The 17,041-nt window shown below is 57.8% G+C and carries 16 protein-coding genes; 1 reads left to right on the top strand and 15 read right to left on the bottom strand.

Annotation, left to right across the window (positions count from 1 at the left end; translation table 11 throughout):
* Positions 1 to 164 precede the first annotated feature (164 nt).
* Genes VMU57_RS07090 through VMU57_RS07160 form a run of 15 tightly spaced genes read right to left on the bottom strand, consistent with a single transcriptional unit; the run spans position 165 to position 16,099 of the window.
* The gene (locus VMU57_RS07090) at positions 165 to 1,409 is read right to left on the bottom strand and encodes a TIM barrel protein (protein WP_325381934.1); all 1,245 of its coding nucleotides are present in this window, start codon (positions 1,407 to 1,409) and stop codon (positions 165 to 167) included.
* Positions 1,406 to 1,759: a carboxymuconolactone decarboxylase family protein gene (locus VMU57_RS07095; protein ID WP_325381935.1), complete on the bottom strand. Its 354-nt coding sequence runs from the start codon at positions 1,757 to 1,759 to the stop codon at positions 1,406 to 1,408. The genes VMU57_RS07090 and VMU57_RS07095 overlap by 4 nt, the downstream gene beginning before the upstream one ends.
* A gap of 14 nt (positions 1,760 to 1,773) precedes the next feature.
* A complete protein-coding gene (locus VMU57_RS07100) occupies positions 1,774 to 3,213 on the bottom strand; it encodes an NADH-quinone oxidoreductase subunit N (protein ID WP_325381936.1) in 1,440 nt (479 codons plus the stop codon).
* Positions 3,214 to 3,216: 3 nt separating this feature from the next.
* Entirely contained in the window at positions 3,217 to 4,689 is a 1,473-nt protein-coding gene (locus VMU57_RS07105) for an NADH-quinone oxidoreductase subunit M (protein ID WP_325381937.1), read from the bottom strand.
* Positions 4,686 to 6,551: an NADH-quinone oxidoreductase subunit L gene (nuoL, locus tag VMU57_RS07110; RefSeq protein ID WP_325381938.1), complete on the bottom strand. Its 1,866-nt coding sequence runs from the start codon at positions 6,549 to 6,551 to the stop codon at positions 4,686 to 4,688. Before nuoL ends, VMU57_RS07105 begins: the two co-directional genes overlap by 4 nt.
* Before the next feature lie 2 nt (positions 6,552 to 6,553).
* The gene (gene nuoK / locus VMU57_RS07115; protein WP_325381939.1) at positions 6,554 to 6,862 is read right to left on the bottom strand and encodes an NADH-quinone oxidoreductase subunit NuoK; all 309 of its coding nucleotides are present in this window, start codon (positions 6,860 to 6,862) and stop codon (positions 6,554 to 6,556) included.
* Positions 6,859 to 7,371 carry an NADH-quinone oxidoreductase subunit J gene (gene nuoJ / locus VMU57_RS07120; protein WP_349255559.1) on the bottom strand — a complete coding sequence of 171 codons (513 nt, stop codon included), beginning with the start codon at positions 7,369 to 7,371 and terminating at the stop codon, positions 6,859 to 6,861. The genes nuoK and nuoJ overlap by 4 nt, the downstream gene beginning before the upstream one ends.
* An 8-nt stretch (positions 7,372 to 7,379) precedes the next feature.
* On the bottom strand, positions 7,380 to 7,895 hold the full coding sequence (gene nuoI / locus VMU57_RS07125) for an NADH-quinone oxidoreductase subunit NuoI (RefSeq protein WP_325381941.1): 516 nt from the start codon (positions 7,893 to 7,895) through the stop codon (positions 7,380 to 7,382).
* Between the two features lie 22 nt (positions 7,896 to 7,917).
* Positions 7,918 to 8,868: an NADH-quinone oxidoreductase subunit NuoH gene (nuoH, locus tag VMU57_RS07130; protein ID WP_325381942.1), complete on the bottom strand. Its 951-nt coding sequence runs from the start codon at positions 8,866 to 8,868 to the stop codon at positions 7,918 to 7,920.
* Positions 8,865 to 11,522, bottom strand: a complete 2,658-nt coding sequence (gene nuoG, locus VMU57_RS07135) for an NADH-quinone oxidoreductase subunit NuoG (protein WP_325381943.1) — start codon at positions 11,520 to 11,522, stop codon at positions 8,865 to 8,867. Before nuoG ends, nuoH begins: the two co-directional genes overlap by 4 nt.
* A gap of 13 nt (positions 11,523 to 11,535) precedes the next feature.
* A complete protein-coding gene (gene nuoF, locus VMU57_RS07140; RefSeq protein WP_325381944.1) occupies positions 11,536 to 12,819 on the bottom strand; it encodes an NADH-quinone oxidoreductase subunit NuoF in 1,284 nt (427 codons plus the stop codon).
* A gap of 2 nt (positions 12,820 to 12,821) precedes the next feature.
* Positions 12,822 to 13,286: an NADH-quinone oxidoreductase subunit NuoE gene (gene nuoE / locus VMU57_RS07145; protein ID WP_325381945.1), complete on the bottom strand. Its 465-nt coding sequence runs from the start codon at positions 13,284 to 13,286 to the stop codon at positions 12,822 to 12,824.
* A gap of 19 nt (positions 13,287 to 13,305) precedes the next feature.
* Positions 13,306 to 15,078, bottom strand: a complete 1,773-nt coding sequence (nuoC, locus tag VMU57_RS07150) for an NADH-quinone oxidoreductase subunit C/D (RefSeq protein ID WP_325381946.1) — start codon at positions 15,076 to 15,078, stop codon at positions 13,306 to 13,308.
* The gene (locus VMU57_RS07155; RefSeq protein WP_325381947.1) at positions 15,078 to 15,719 is read right to left on the bottom strand and encodes an NADH-quinone oxidoreductase subunit B family protein; all 642 of its coding nucleotides are present in this window, start codon (positions 15,717 to 15,719) and stop codon (positions 15,078 to 15,080) included. The genes nuoC and VMU57_RS07155 overlap by 1 nt, the downstream gene beginning before the upstream one ends.
* Complete coding sequence (locus VMU57_RS07160; protein WP_325381948.1) at positions 15,719 to 16,099, bottom strand: NADH-quinone oxidoreductase subunit A; 381 nt, start codon at positions 16,097 to 16,099, stop codon at positions 15,719 to 15,721. The genes VMU57_RS07155 and VMU57_RS07160 overlap by 1 nt, the downstream gene beginning before the upstream one ends.
* Before the next feature lie 352 nt (positions 16,100 to 16,451).
* Between VMU57_RS07160 and VMU57_RS07165 the strand changes: the two genes are divergently transcribed.
* A partial coding sequence (locus tag VMU57_RS07165) for a type 1 glutamine amidotransferase (protein WP_325381949.1) occupies positions 16,452 to 17,041 on the top strand: 590 nt, incomplete at its 3' end.

The following is a 17,041-nucleotide window of genomic DNA, read 5'->3' on the forward strand; positions in this document are numbered from 1 at the left end:
GACCTGAAATGCCTTATTGCGGGGAAAACAGCGAACTGTGGGGTTTATCGGCTATTCGCGACCATTCACCGTCAACCTTCGCAGCGCTAATCATTATCTGCCATTTCGAGAGATGCTGAATTCACAAATGACGGTTGACTCTCATGTTTGTTGTTCTTTGAACGTCATGGCTTCACGTCCACAAATGTTCTGCCGCGATGCTGTCCGAGCAGGATCTGAAAGAGCCGGTGGCTGATTAGTTCGTGGAGCGTCCATAGTTCCTTATTCCCCTCGAACACGGCATCCGGATTGTTCACGTCCGCCACACCGCCGCCTGTTTCGAGCGCCCGCGTCGCCTCGTTGATGATGGGATCGGTCATCACCTCGCCTGCAATCTCCCACAGTGTGATGAAACGATCGACCGCAGTGGGAAAACTGACCTTGAAGACACCGTAATTGCTCGTCGTGCGCGCCGGCTTGTAATCCAGATTGAAAGGACCGCTATACCCGTGCGCGCGCAGGAGCACGAGCACATTTAACCAGTCCAAGGGGTTGATCAATCCCACACCAAGATCCACGTCATGCTTGAGCCGGTAGCCATCGTTAATATCGATGTGCCAAAGCTTTCCAGCGACCAGTGCGCGGGCAAGCGCCGCACGTGGGGCACCGCCCCACATGAGTTCGTGCAGGTACTCCGTGTTGACGCCCACCATCTCCGGATATTTCAGGAGTCCCGAGCCGATGAACCCCAGCATCGCGTCGGTAGTGGGCAGGATCAGTTCCGCCTGCGGCTCGAAGGGTTTTGCCTCAAGGCAGTGGCGCATCGTTGAAGTACCACGCGTATGCGCTAAAGACAGGTCCTTCTCACATGCCGCGTTGATCAGATCGGCATAACGCTTTAGCATCACCGTCTCGTCGACGATCCCCTGAAACTGATATCCGAGCGTTCCGGGCCAATAGACAACAAATCGCGCACCCAGCTTATGCGCAATGCCCACGACATTCTCAAGGCGGCGCGCCGCATAGGCGCGCACCTCCGGCTGCTCGCCTGCGGGACTTCCAGCCCAGACGGGGCTGAAGAATGTTTCGCCGGTAACCATGGAGCACTGGAGTCCATATTGCTTCAGCGAAGTTGCGATGCTATCCAGGATTTCATCTTGCTTTCCCGTCATCAGTTCGCCCGGGGAAATGATGTCTGTGTCGTGACTTGTCCACCATCCGATGCCGATTTCTGAGAAATGTCGAATCACATCCGAGGGCTCAACCGGTTCACGCGTAGGAGCGTGGAAGAGCGCCTGGCCTCGGTACGCCGCGGCCCATTGGGGACCGCTGATAAAGAAGCGACGCCGAATCTCCGGAGGATAGCTCCCTCCGCAGGCAGACATGAGCCGGTCCACCAATGCGTGTTGCTCGTGCGCAGCCAAAGTCATCGTTCCTCCTCAGGTGAAGCATGATCTTTCATGACATCGATGGCGAGCGCCGAGTGCGCGATGGCGCCCCCGGCCCGCATCTCGGCAGCCACCCAAATGGCCTCCATGATCTCCTTGTCGGTCGCCCCCTTGGCAAGAGCACTCTTGGTGTGCGCGCGGATGCAATATGGGCATTGCGTTACATGAGCAACTGCAATCGCTATGAGGTCTTTCGTCTTCGCGGGCAAGGCTCCATCGGCAAAGACCTGCCGGCTGAAGGCGCGCCAGGTGTTTAGTGTTTCCGGAGTGAGCTGTTCGCGTTTCTTTGCGATTTCGAGCGTTGCAGCAGGATAAAGTGCGCCTTCCATCATTTCGTCTCCTCGTTTTAAAAGATTTTGCCGATCGTGGATTGAATCAGGTGAAGTAATGGCGAGGGAAAAACCCCAAACCAAATCAGAAATACCGTGAGAAACGCCAGGATTACCGATACGGCGGGCGAACGGCACGGGAGAGGTTCAGGCGTTTGGCCCTCCGAGACTGGCTGTTGAAACAGCTTCGCGACGACTCGCAGATAGTAGAAGAGGCCGATGGTGCTGGAGACGACCAGGACGAGAATGAGCAGCCAGGCCTGAGAATCAGCGCCTGCAGCCACAATGTAAAACTTGGCAAGAAAGCCCGCGGTCAGCGGAATACCCGCTAACGAGAGGAGCATCGCCGTAAAGACGAGCGCAAGACCTGAACGTCGCCAGTACAGACCTCGGTAGTCCTCAAGTCGATCTGCGTCGCGCTCGCCACTCGAAAGCACGGTTACCACGCCGAATGCGCCAAGGATCATGATGAAATAGGCCACGAGGTAAAAGGCCGCGGCGGTTATGCCCAGGCGACTGCTCACTTCAACTGCAACAAGCAGGTAACCCATGTGGGCAATCGAAGAGTAAGCCAGGATGCGCTTGACGTTGGTTGAGAACAGAGCCAGCAGGTTGCCGGCCAACATGGAGGCAATGGCGATGATGGACAGAACGAGGAGAAGTCGAGGGAAACGATCCGCTCCCGATAGGCTAAAGAACCGGAGGAGCAGCGCATACATGCCTCCCTTCGATACTGTGGCGACGAAAGCCGCGACCGGGGCCGGCGCGCCCTCGTAGACATCCGGCGTCCACATGTGGAACGGAGCTAACGCCAGCTTGAAGCCGATACCTGTAAGAATCAGAACAGTGCCGGGGAGCAAGAGTTCAAGGCTCACACCGCTTTGGTCTGCGGCTATGCGTTGTGCCACTGCTGCAAAATCGAGAGCGCCGACATCGGCATAGATAAGGGCGATCCCAAAGGCCAGGAATGCGGAGGAAGAGCCCGCCAGAATCAGATACTTGATGCCTGCTTCGAGGGGCAGCGGACGATCGCGGAGATAGGCAATCAACCCGTACAGTGCAACACTTAGGATCTCGATACCGAGAAACAGCGAAGCAAAGTGGATGCTCGCAGCCAGCACCATGGCACCGAGCGTAGCGACCAGCAGCAAAACGTAGAACTCCTCCTTGTTGCCTTCCCGCGCGGCGAGATAACTGTAAGACAGGAACGCGATGAAGAAGCTGGCTGCCATCAGCAGTCCCATGAAGAACAAAGCGTAGTGGTCCATGAGAAGCAATGGCGTTACCTGGTTTGTAGGAACAATGAATGTGGAGCAGAAGCCGGCCGCTAGGCCTGAGAGCGTGAGTGCAAAGGCGACAGCATGATTGCGGCGGACGGCGATCGCCAATAGCACTAGAACCGAAGTTCCGGCAACGAGCAGGAGAGGCAGGAGCGAGAGTAGGTGAATGCCATGCATCGCTCATCTCCACAGTGCCGGAGCATGGTTCGCTGCCTGTCCCAGAGTTTCAAAGACGGGCTGCGGGTAGAGACCTAACCAGAGCAGTACCACCATCAGGACGCCTAATATGAGCGCCTCGCGCGGAGCAAGGTCCGGCAGTTGCCAAGAATGGTGATTTGGTCCTTGGAACGCGCACTGAACGAAGCGCAGCGCGTAAAAGGTTGCCGCAAGTACGCCGCATGCCGCTACCGCAGCCACAGCGATGTGCGCCTGGTACGTTCCGATTAGGATAAGAAACTCGCCGATGAAATCGCCCAACCCGGGGAGCCCCAGCGCCGCGAGCGCGAAGACAAGAGCCACACCGCTCAGCCGAGGCACCGTATCCCAGAGACCGCCTATGGATTCGATCTCGCGCGAATGCACACGCTTCTCTATCGATCCGGCGACCAGGAAAAGCGCCCCGATGCTGATCGCATGGGCGATTATTGTCATAACTGCGCCCCGGAGTGCGAGGGCGTTGCCGGCAAAGATCCCAAGCATCACGAACCCAAGGTGGCCGATGCTGGCATAGGCAATAAGGCGCATGAGATTGGTTTGGGAGAAGGCCAGGATGGCGCTATAAAGAATTCCAATCACGGCAAGAACGATCATGATGGGGCTGATCGTATGCACCGCATCCGGAAAGAGCGGAAGAAGGAAGCGGATCATGGCATACGCAGCGCTAACGGCCATGAGGCTGGCGAGTATCAGATTTGTCGCCGCAGAAGCCTCGGAGCAGGCATCGGGAAGCCAGGTATGGAATGGAAAAATGGGCAGCTTCACTGCGAAGGCGGCGAGAAAGCCCAGCATGATCCACATTGCGGCCTGCGGACTGAGTTGTGTTCCCAGAAGATCCTGGTACTCGAAGGTGTAGATCCCTGTTGACCGATAATGCGCGAAGTAGAGGGCCAGAAGAGCGATCAGCATCAGCAATCCGCTCAACTGGGTAAAGAGGAAGAACTTTATTGCCGCATAGACTCTCCGTTCGCGGCCCCAAATGGAAATTAGAAAGTACATGGGAACGAGCATCAGCTCCCACGAAAAGTAGAAAAGGAACAGGTCGAGGGAGAGCAGAACGCCGAGAATCCCCGCGACGATCAGCAACAAGTTGAAATGATAGAAGCCAACTGCCGTGGTAATGTCATCCCACGAAACGACAACAGCAACCACGGCAAGAAAGAGCGTGAGCAGCACCAGCAAAAGACTCAACCCGTCCAATCCAAAGTGGAAGTGAATGCCGAATTGGGGAATCCAGTTCCAATCCAATTCCTGGTGCCATCCGGTACCGGTGTTTCCGTCGCCGAAATCGCGCGCAGCAAGATACAAAACAAGAACCAGATCAAGAGTTACCGCGAGGAGTGCGATCGAGCGGCTGAGCAGCGGATGCAGGCGCGCAAGCGGCCAGGCGACGATGCCGCCGGCGATGAGGATCGCAAGTAACCAGCCGAGAATCATGAGAAAATCACCACCCCGATGAGAACGATCGCTCCCGCAGCGATGGCGGCGGCATACCAGCGCAGTTTCCCAGATTGGGTTCGGCTCATGCCGCGCCAGGCAATCTCGTTCAACCGGCCAATGCCGGCATAGAAAACGTCTACTAAATCGCCTTTCCCGATCCTTGCCATCCAGACCACTGGCCGTACGAAGATCCGGTCGTACAGCCAGTCCATTCCCCAATCCGACAACCAGAAGCGATGCAGCAGGTTCCCCATCGGACGCGACACCATGGACGCCGCCCATTGTCTCCGTCGCAGGAAGAGCATGTAGGCGAGACTCGCGCCAAGCAGAAACACAAGCGAAGTGATGGCTTCAGAAGTGTTTTCGCCAAAGGAGACGCCGTGAGTCACAGTCGAATCCCAGTGAAGAACGGTACCAAGGTAGTTCGAGAAAAGCGTCTTGACATAACCGCCTGCAATCGACAGAAAGGCCAGAATGATGCAAGGAACCACCATCGCAGGGCCTGGCATACGCGTGACTTGACTCTTCTTCTGTCCGAAGAAGACAAGGAAGATCATCCGGAAGGTGTAGAGCGCGGTCAGAAATACTCCCCCGAGCGCGACTACCCAGAGCCCTGCGCTTCCATTGGCTGCACTATAGGCTCCCCAGATGATCCAGTCCTTGCTGAAGGCTCCCGCAGTGATGAGCGGCAAGCCCGCAAGGGAGCATCCGGCAATCAGGAAAGTCCAGAAGGCGACTGGAAGTTCCTTCCGAAGGCCGCCCATGCGAAAGATGTCGTGTTCGCCGTCCAAAGACTCAATGACAATACCGGCGCCTAAGAAGAGCAATGCCTTGAAAAAGGCGTGGGTCATGAAGTGGAAGATGGCGGCTGGCCACGCACCAACGCCGAGTGCAAGGAACATGTACCCGATTTGGCTGATGGTCGAATAGGCGAGGACGCGCTTCAAATCATGCTGTGTGAGCGCGCTAAAACCCGCCATCAGCAGCGTTGCTGCGCCGATGACCGCGACCGCGAACTGCGCCTGGGGCGCAAGCGAATAGATGACGTGCATGCGCGCAATCAGATAGACACCGGCTGTCACCATCGTCGCCGCATGGATGAGGGCGCTGACGGGCGTCGGACCTGCCATGGCGTCAGGCAACCAGGTCTGCAACGGCAGCTGCGCCGACTTGCCCACGGCGCCGCCCAGCAGCAGGAATGCTGCAGCCAGAGCTCCAGTAGAACCAATTGACCACTGAAGTGCCGCGCGATGCATGAGGTCCTGGATGTTTAAGGTGCCTAACTCGTGAAAGAGCAAAAACAGGCCGATCACCATCGCGGTATCGCCGGCGCGGGTAACAATGAATGCCTTGCGTCCGGCACGACCGTTCGCTGGGTCGCGATACCAGAAACCGATCAGCAGGTAGCTGCACAGTCCCACACCCTCCCATCCGAGATAGAGAAGCAGAAGGTTGTCCGCAAGAATCAAGGTCAGCATGCAACCGACAAAGAGATTCATGTAGGCAAAGAAGCGCCCAAAGCCATCATCGCCGCTCATGAACTCGGTCGAGTACAGGTGAATGAGAAAGCTAACAAACGCCACCACGACCATCATGATGAGCGAGAGCGGATCGAGATAGAGGGCAATCTCCGGGCGGAGGCCGTTGACGTCGAACCATCTCCAGAGCACTTGTGTGTAGGCACCGGAGACAGGAGGAGCGTTCACAAAAGAGATAGAGACAAGCAAAGAAATGAGGGAGGATGCCGCGATCGAGCAAGTCCCAAGCCATGCGACGGCCTTCTGCGACAGCCGCAGAACCGCAAGCGCCAGGGCGCTCACAAGCGGGATCGCCGGAACAAGCCAGAGAAGTCGCAGCATTGCTATCCTCTCATCTCGTTTACGGAATCGGCATCCAGTGTTTGCCGACGGTGATAGTACGTCAGTAGCAGAGCGAGACCGACTGAAACCTCCGCCGCTGCCGCCGCGAGAATAAAGAGAAACATCACCTGGCCGTCGGCCTGTCCCCAGCGGCTTCCAGCCGCGACAAAGGCAACACCTGCTCCGTTGAGCATGATCTCGATTGAAACGAGAATCAGGAGCAGATTGCGGCGCAGGAGAAGACCGGCCAATCCGAGGGCAAACAGAATGCCTCCGAGGATGAGTCCGTCGGCCATTGGAATCGATGTCATTGCCGTGCCTCCCTTCCAGACTTCGAGGTCCGTCCCAGGTGGCACGCACCCACCAGGGCCCCAAGCAACAACATCGATGCGAGCTCTACGCCGAGAAGATAGGGACCATAGAGAGCCAAGCCAATCTGTTTTGGGGTCGAGATCGAACTAATGGCTGCAGATACCGGAGCGCGGACGATCAGATAGATCACCTCGGCAAGAAGCAATTCGGACAGAATCACAGGGCCGATCCAGGCGCGCCCGGCAAACCATTTGCGTTCGGTTTCTTGGGTCCGCACTCCGAGATTCAGCATCATCACCACGAAAACGAAGAGAACCACGATCGCACCCGCATAAATAATCACCTCGAGCGCTGCGACAAGCGGAGCGCCCATCGTATAAAAGACCACCGCTACGGCGAGAAGCGAAACGATCAAATACAGGAGTGCGTGGACGACGACCAGCCGCGTGATCGCCAGGACTGTTGCGATGACGGCCACGGCGCCGGCAGCGAAGAATGCGATTTCCATCAGATTCGTCATGGCGTCAACCTGTACACATCTGTCGGTGGAGCTTCGTTCTCCGCTTCACCCTTGTCTTTACCGCCGATCTGAACTCCGGAAACACGCCAGAAGTTGTATCCGGGGTATTTGCCCGGTCCATTGATCAACAGATCTTCCTTCTCGTAGACCAGGTTCTGCCGGTTGTACTCCGACATTTCAAAGTCCGGGGTGAGTTGGATGGCGTAGGTTGGGCAGGCATCTTCGCAAAGCCCGCAGAAGATGCAGCGCGAAAAATTGATGCGGAAGAACTCCGGATAGCGGCGCCCATTCTCGTCTTCCGTCGCCTGCAATGCGATGCAGTCCACCGGGCAGACGGCGGCGCAGAGATAGCAGGCGACACAGCGTTCGCCGCCGTCCGGATCGCGCGAGAGAATAATGCGTCCTCGCGTGCGTGGCGTCAGGTACGGCTTCTCGTCCGGATATTGGATCGTGACACGCCGGCGGAAGGAGTGCAGGAACACGTTCCAGATGGTTCGAATCACGCTCAGCATCGCATCGACTTCCTCTCCTTCCTCACTTTTTCGCCAGGACGATTGCGCCGGTGACAAGCAGATTCGCGAGCGCCAGCGGAAACATCACCTTCCATCCGAGAGACATCAACTGGTCGAAGCGCATCCTCGGAAGCGAAGCGCGCAACAAGATGAAAAAGCAGAGAAAAGCAAAGACCTTGATCAGGAACCACACGAGGGGAGGCAGCCATGGGCCGTTCCATCCCCCCAGAAAGAGCACCGCGATCATCGATGAGATCAGGGTGATGCCCAGGTACTCACCGACGAAGAACATCCCAAACTTCATGCCGGAGTATTCGGAGTGAAAACCTGCGACCAGCTCCGCTTCCGCTTCGGGAAGATCGAAGGGCAAGCGTCGAGCCTCGGCGACACCTGCGATGAGAAAGAGTACGAAACCCAGGAACTGCGGAATCACGTACCAGAGGCCGCGCTGCGCCTCAACGATGGTGGCCAGGTTGAACGTGCCAGCCAGCAGCACCACTCCCATCAGCGATAGCCCCATGAAGACTTCGTAGCTGATCATCTGTGCCGCCGCGCGTAGACCGCCGAGGAGTGAATACTTGTTTCCGGACGCCCATCCGGCGAGCATAATGCTGTACACGCCGAGCGACGACATGCCCAGAAAGAAGAGCAGGCCGATATTCAAATCGGAGACCACGATCCCGGGGGCGACGGGGAGGACGGCGAACGACATCAACACCGTGACCATGATGACGGCGGGGGCAATCACGAAGACGGGCTTGTCGGCAAACGGCGGGATCCAGTCTTCCTTTGTGAAAATCTTGATCATGTCGGCAAGCACTTGCAGAAGGCCGAAGGGCCCGACGCGATTGGGGCCATAGCGGTCCTGCCAGAGCGCCAGCAGCCTTCGTTCCACCCAGATGAGAAACGCGGAGAGGCTCAGCGCCACAACCAGGACGCCAACGATCGACGCAATAGGATGAGGAGTCGTCATTGGATTCGCTCGATCCGGCGCCAGGCTGGAAACACCTCACCAAAAGCAGCAGGTAAACCATGTGGAATACCGGCAATACCTCCGGGTAGATCGGGCAGCACTTTCACCGGCAGACGGTGTTTTGTTCCGCTCAATTCAATTTCTACTTCTCCACTCCCGTCCTCTAAACCCAGGCTGCCGGCATCGGCCACGTTTAATGCAAGGTACGGCTCGAACACGAGTTTCTCGACGGCGGGAGCATGGCGACTCAGTTCTTCGGAGCCGAAGATGTGCTCGATCGGAATGACCAGCCATTCTCGTTCGCGCCGTGCAAAATGGACGGGAATCTGCTTGAAGTATTCACCTTCCCCTGCCGGCTCGATCAGGCGAACTCCCGGGTCGCCGGTGCGCAACTCCGCGCCAATCTCGCTCTGGAATTTGTTGACGGACTGAATCGAGTTCCACCCCGGCGACCAAAAGAACGGCTGCAGCCCGCCGGGCGGCTGAAGCGGTGCGCCTTCCATTGTGTAGGAAAGCGCGGAGTCCGGATCGACAGGTGGTTTGGGCTCGACCACAGTCAGATTCGCTGTCATCGCCGTGCGCCCGCTCGCGCGATGAGTTTCTCTGGGGACCTTGGCGCCGGCGACCCGAAATTCAGACGATGGCGCGGCATTGACAACGCCACTCAGTGGGGGCGTTTCCTTCGCGAGATCGGCCAGCACGTCATCGAGTGAAGACCATTCTGGCTGGCGCAGCCATCGCCAACTCTCGCGAACATCCGTCTGGTGCGGAAACACGGAGTAATACCGCTGCGCTCTCCCCTCATTGCTGACCAGCGTCCCGTCGGACTCGGAGATGGTGGCGGCGGGAAGCAACAGGCTGGCCTTGGCGGCGGTCCGATTGGCGAGATGGTCGAGAACAATGACGCGAGCGGCTGATTCGAGAAATGCGTCCGCTCTCTTGGCGGGCAGATGGCGATAGAGATCGTTCTCCAGCACAATGACAGTTCGATCTTTTGCGGTCAGCGCCACCGCCTCATTGAGCGGACGCGCGCCGAGAAGGGCCAACCCAAAGCTATTGCACTCGAGTGTAATCAGGCTGAGCATCGCTGGCTGACCGGAACTGCAGAGCGCCTTGGCCACACTGGCCGCGGATTCCACTACGGCAACACTGCGGCAACTCGGCCCTGAGACAACCAACGACCGCTTAGCCTTTTTCAGTGCGTCTGCAATCACGCGAGCCATCGCACGCACCTCCTCATGTAGCCCGGGGACCTCCGGTGCATGCGCATCGATTTCATGTGCAACGGCAAAACCCAGGCGTGCGACATCGTCTGGGGCTGCGCGATATGTAATCGTGCCCACGTCATCAAGACGCGTGGCGAACGGTGCGGAGATGAAGAGCGGTCCCCGCTGTTCCTGCACAACTTCGCGGACGGCATCATCCATCCAGAGGGGAACCCGCAGCTTTTTGGCAACTTCCATCGGCTGCTGGCGGACCGACTGCCGCAGACTCAACGCCATGCGTGGCGCCGAGTTGGTCACATCTTCGCCCAGGATTAGAACCGCATCAGAGTGTTCAATTTCGTTCAATGATGGGGAACGTGCGGACCCTCGCTTGAGGATATCGACCATTGTTGTAATCAGCGTCCACTCTTTGCTCTCAACGCCGGCAAAGAATCGATCCGCGCCAACGAGTTGCCGCAGCGCAAAATTGGCCTCAAGAGACCCCCGCGGCGATCCAATCCCAATCAACTTTTCTCTGTTTGCGATCAGGGCTTGGAATTCCCACTCCGCTGCTTCACCGGAAATCGCCTCTCCGTCGAGCTGTGGCGTCCGAATTCTGTTCGGACTATTGACGAATTCGTAAGCGAAGCGGCCACGGTCGCAGAGGAAATAGCCGTTCACCTCGCTGTGGAACCGGTTCACGACGCGGCGCAGGAGTCCATATCGTTCTCCCACTGTTACATTGCATCCGATCCCGCACTGACCGCAGATCGATGGCGCCATGCGGAGATCCCATTTGCGGGTGTAGTGGTTCCGCAGCGTACGGTCGGTGAACACGCCTGTTGGGCAAATCTCGATGAGATTGCCCGCGAACTCATTCTCGAGGACGCCGTCTTCGTTGCGCCCGAAGAAGACCGTATTTGCCATGCTGAAGGCATTCAGGTCGTTTCCTCCGGCATACTGCCGATAAAAGCGCACACAGCGATAACACTGGATGCACCGGTTCATCTCGTGATAAACAAAGGGTCCGAGGTCCTGATTCCGGAATGTGCGTTTCTGAAACTCTGCTCGGCGGTAGTCATGGCCCGTCATCACCGTCATGTCCTGCAGATGGCATTCACCGCCCTCGTCGCACACCGGGCAGTCATGGGGGTGGCTCAGCATCATTCCTTCGATGACTCCCGCGCGAAAGGCCACCGCATCCGGGTCAAGCAGGGAAATCCGTGCATCCGGCGAGGCCGGTGTCATGCATGCCATCACAAGCTTGCCCTTTTTGTCCTGTTCGTCTTTGAATTGCTTGATGGCACACTGGCGGCAGGCGCCAACCGATCCCAGGGCTGGGTGCCAGCAGAAGTACGGCAGGTCAAACCCAAGCGAAAGACAGACGTGCAGCAGGTTCTTCTGCGGGTCGGCTTCATAGGGCTTTCCGTCGATGTAGATGATTCCCATCAGGCTCTCCACATCACGACTTCCAGGGACAACGCTGTTCACGAATGTGGTGTTCAAAGTCCTCGCGGAAGTACTTCAATGCGCTTTGCAGGGGCTCGGCCGCGCCTGGCGCAAGCGCGCAGAACGTGTTCCCGGGCGCCAGGAATTTCGTTTGGAATGCGAGCTTGTCGAGATCTCCCGGTTTCCCGCGTCCTTCTTCCATTGCGGCGAGGATTTGCTTCGCCCAATTCAGGCCGCTCCAGCACGGAGTGCACCAGCCGCAAGACTCTTGGGCGAAGAAGTGAATCAGATTCGAAGTCATCCCCACGGGACAGGTGTGATCGTCGAGGACGATCATGGTGCCGGTACCAAGCCGGCTTCCGGCCTTCTGCACTTCGAGGAAGTCCATCGGAACGTCGAGATGCTCTTCGACGAGAAAGTCCGTCGATGCGCCGCCGGGGAGCACTCCGCGGAATCGAAGACCGTCGCGCATGCCGCCGGCGTGTTCTTCAAGGATTTCGCGCATCGGCGTGCCCATAGGAAGTTCCCATAAGCCGGGTCGCTTGACTTTGCCGCTCGCGCCATAGATTTTCGTGCCATAATCTTTGCTTCGGCTCAGGCTCTGATACCAGGTAAAGCCCTTTGCCAAAATGTGCGGCACGTTCGCCAGCGTCTCGACATTGTTTACCGTGGTCGGCTTACCCCAAAGACCGGCGACGGGCGGAAACGGCGGCTTGGAGCGGGGGTTAGCCCGCTTGCCTTCGAGGGCGTTGAGCAAACCGGTCTCCTCGCCACACATGTAGCGGCCTGCGCTCACGTGCAGAATCATCTCCAATGCGAATTCCGATTTGAGGATGTTCTTTCCCAAATATCCAGCCGCGTATGCGTCGGCAATTGCTTTGGCCAATCGTTCCTGAGCCAGCTTGTATTCGCCGCGAATGAAGATGAAAGCCACATTCGCCTGGGTAGCGTAGGCAGCCAGGATCAGCCCCTCAATCAACTGGTGGGGATTGCCTTCCATCAGATAACGATCCTTGAATGTACCGGGCTCCATCTCATCGGCGTTGGCAACCACGTACTTGGGCCGTGGCACGTTATCACCCATTGGCACAAAGCTCCACTTCATTCCGGTGGGGAAGCCCGCTCCGCCGCGGCCACGCAGGCCGGCCTTCTTCACTTCCTCCTGTACGGCTTGAGGGGTCATCTCGCGCAGAGCTTTGCGCAATCCCTGGTAGCCACCCACCTGCTCATATCCGCGCAGGCTAAGCCCCTTGCCGTCGAGTGGAATCGCCTCCGTCAGTGGTCTCTCCTGGGTCACAGCTACTTGTATGCCTCCAGCACTTCGTCGATCCGATCTGGACCAAGGTCGGTATGCAACTCGTTGTCCACCAGCATTGCCGGCGCATGATCGCACGCGCCGAGGCAAACGATCGGCAAGAGAGTGAACCGGTTGTCGGGCGTGGTCTCTCCGAACTGAATCCCTAATCGCTTGGTGAGGTGCTCGCGCATCCGTTCATAGCCCAGAATCCAGCAGCTCACGCTATTGCAGAGCATCACCACATGCCGGCCTACTGGCTTGCGAAAGATCAGGTTGTAGAACGTCGCCACCCCGTCGAGATCCGCCGCAGACATTTCGAGCAGGTCGGCGATATCGCGCACACTCTCGTCGGAAACCCATCCGCGATGCCGTTGCACAATTTTCATCGCGTCAATGCATACCGCTTCTCTCGTGGGGTAACGCGCCAGTTCCGCCTCGATCTCCTCTCGTTCCTCAACCGTTAACATGCTTGTCCTCGTCGTATCGTCATCGGTCTACGTCGGCCAGTACAAAGTCCATCGCGCCCAGGATGGCGAGCAGATCGGGAATCATCCGGCCGCGAGCCAACAGGGGAAGCATCTGCATGTGCGCGAAAGAAGGCGTGCGAATCCGGGTGCGATAGGAGGTCGTGCTTCCATCGCTCACCAGGTAATATCCGTTGTTTCCTTTTGTGGCCTCAATTGCACCTAGTGCTTCACCGGGCGGAATCACCGGTCCCCAACTCACCCCCAGAAAGTGGGTGATAAGCGTTTCGATATCGTGCATGGTGCGATCTTTGAGCGGAGGGCAGGCGCGCGCATCGAGTGATTTGTAGGGGCCCTCCGGCATGTTGTCGACGCACTGCTCGATGATGCGGAGGCTCTGGCGCATCTCTTCGACGCGCACCATGCCGCGATCGTAGCAATCTCCGTGAGTCCCAGTCGGGATATCAAATTCGAAGTGCTCGTAGCCGGAGTAGGGTTGGGTCTTGCGGAAGTCCCACGCAAATCCGCAGGCGCGCAGACCGGGCCCGGTGACTCCCCATTCGATAGCCTCATCCTTTGTGAAGGTGCCCACACCCTGCGTGCGTCCTTTGAATATCCAGTTCTGCATTACCTCCTTGTCGTACTCGGCGAGCCGCGGAGGAAGGTACTTCAGGAAATCCCGGATCAGCCCGTCCCAGCCTCTCGGCAGATCCTGCGCCACACCGCCGATGCGGAACCAATTGGGATGCATGCGCGCCCCACAGATCGCCTCGATGATGCCGAAGGCTCGCTCGCGGTCATTAAAGGTGTAGAACACAGGAGAGAGCTGCCCGAGGTCCTGTGCAAAGGTTCCGTACCAGACCAGGTGGCTGATGATGCGAAAAAGCTCGGCCAGCATCACCCGGATCACTTGGGCGCGGGGCGGCACCTGAATTCCGGCGAGCTTCTCTACCGCCATCAGGTAGGCCATGTTGTTCATCACGCCGCCGAGATAATCGACGCGGTCCGTATAGGGGATGTAGGTGTGCCAGGACTGGCGCTCACCCATCTTCTCGGCGCCGCGATGGTGGTAACCAATGTCGGGCACAGCATCGACGATCTCTTCGCCGTCCAACTGTAAAATCACCCGCAGCACACCGTGCGTACCCGGATGCTGCGGACCCACATTAAGGAACAGGAAGTCCTGACCGTCGCGACCGGACTTCATACCCCATTCTTCGGGCCGGAATCGTAACGCCTCCTGTTCTGCTTCCTGTTTTGCGTCGGGAAGCTGAAAGGGTCCCATCTCCGTTGCGCGCGCCGGGTGATCTTTGCGGAGCGGATGTCCAACCCATGTCCGGGGCATGAGAATACGTTCAAGGTGCGGATGACCTTGGAAACGGATCCCGAACATGTCCCAGACTTCCCGCTCGTACCAGTTCGCCGCTGGCCAAAGATCGGTGATTGTGTCGATCGCTGCTCGTTCCTCCTTGAGAGGCGCCTTGATCCGGATGTATTCGTTGCGGTCGAATGAAAGCAGATGGTAGACAATCGTGAAATCACTAGCCGGCGCATCTTGGGGATGCGTTCTCATCCGCTCATCGACGGCCGTGAGGTCGTAGAGCATTCGGTAGGGTCGATCAACTTCTGTCCTCAGCCGGTCAAGCACTCTGTGGACGTGCTTTGGCGCAACCCAGAAGGTCGGAATCCCGTCCGCCGTTACCTGCGTCGCGATCGCATCTTCTCCAAGCGATGCTCTGAGTTCATCCGCGGAAGCAGAGGGAGCAACGGATTGTGGGGCGATGGTGAGCATCATCAGATCTCGTCTACCGGACGAAGCGTTGTGGCGCGTTGTCTTTCTCCGCGATTGATGTCGCGTTGGGATGGGAGAAGTGCGCGTGTCGTTTCCTGCGGACCGACCACCCAGCTCAGAGGCCGCCGCTCGGTCCCGACAGCTTTCTGGAGCAGGATCAAACCCTGCTCGAATGCATCAGGCCGCGGTGGGCAGCCGGGAACATACACGTCAACCGGAAGAAACTTGTCGACTCCCTGCACCACGCTGTAGATGTCATACATTCCTCCAGAGTTGGCGCAGGAACCCATGGAGATCACCCACCGGGGTTCCATCATCTGCTGATAGAGACGGAGAATGACGGGAGCCATTTTGATGAAGACGGTGCCTGCAACCACCATCAGGTCAGCTTCCCGCGGTGTTCCGCGGATGACCTCTGCACCGAATCGAGAGATGTCGTACTTGCTGGTCAGGCTCGTGGCCATCTCGACGTAGCAGCAGGAGAGCCCGAAATTGAACGGCCAGATAGAGTTCTTTCGTCCCCAACCGAGAAGGTCCTGGAGGCGCGAAAAGACAACGCTGCGCCGAACGGCGTTTTCTGTCGGGTCTTCGCCTGGCCGCACTAGCTCTACGAGAGCGTTGCGCTGCTCGGCCGGAGAGCGCATTAAGGCCGCTCCTTCCCACGCGCAGTAGCGGGATACCAGTCAAGCGCTCCGGTGCGCCAGAGATAGACAAGGGCAGCCAGCAGAACGCCGACGAAGATAGCCATTTCTACATAGCCAGACCAGCCGAGGTCACGACCGGCAACAGCCCAAAGGAAGAGAAAGACAGCCTCAAGGTCGAAGACCACAAAGAAGGCCGCCGTCAGAAAGAACTTCACCGACAAACGCGCCTGTGCTGAACCCTCGGAGACGATGCCGGACTCATACTGCGAGCCGGTCGAGGGCTCATCATGGCGCTGTCCCAGAACATACGAAAGGCTCAGCATCACCACTACGATGAGAAGCACCGCCGCAAAATAGACGGCCAAGGGCCATACAGTCATTCGATCCCCCGATGCACGGCGATCTCGCCGAGGTAAAACATGCCTCTGCGCGGACCCCTACACCTATGTCGCTCGAATTCCATGAGCCGTTCCATTGCTTCGCGCTTGGCAGCAATCCAGCATCTCCTATGCCGCCTGTTCTGTAGGTCAGGGAAACAATTGCCCAAAACACGAACTTAACCAGCTTCTCTACAGTTGATGCGAATCGCAATAGGCCATTCATCACAACCAGAAGTACGTGTGTAATGCATCACGGCACACTACGGAGATTGGGATGGGCTGCGAAGAGTCGGAAATGCCATGAGACTTTGGTCGCTGTGGGTGCAGAGTGGCCATGCGAGAATGACATACCATGGATAACCGTTGGGTTGTTTTGCAGCATGTTGAATGGGAAGGACCGGGGATCATTATCCGAGAGGCGGAGAAGCGAGGGTACAAAACCGATATACGACGGCTCGACCGCGAAGATCCGCTCCCCGATGCGGATCAGGTAGACGGTCTGGTGGTGATGGGTGGTCCATTGGGCGCGTATGAAGACGAACGATACCCATTTCTCATAAAAGAATGCGAATTGTTGGCAACGGTGGCCCGGCGCGGCGTTCCTCTGCTCGGTGTTTGCCTGGGAGCGCAGCTCTTGGCAAAGGCGCTCGGAGCCAAGGTGTTTCCCGGACATGGATCTGAAATCGGTTTCGGCTCAATAGAACTAACCGCAGCAGGGCAAGAGGATCCGCTGTTCGCCGGCGCCGGTCTTTCTGTTCCTGTCTTTCATTGGCACGGCGACACCTTCACCTTGCCGGAAGGCGCCGTGTTGCTGGCTGGGAGCCCAATGTACCCGCATCAGGCTTTCCGATTTGCAACCCGGGCCTACGGACTGCAGTTTCATGTCGAGCCGGATGCGGAGACATGGACGGCGTGGCGAAACCATTTACCGAAGGGATTGGG

The organism is Edaphobacter sp., assembly GCF_035532915.1.
Taxonomy (GTDB): domain Bacteria; phylum Acidobacteriota; class Terriglobia; order Terriglobales; family Acidobacteriaceae; genus Edaphobacter.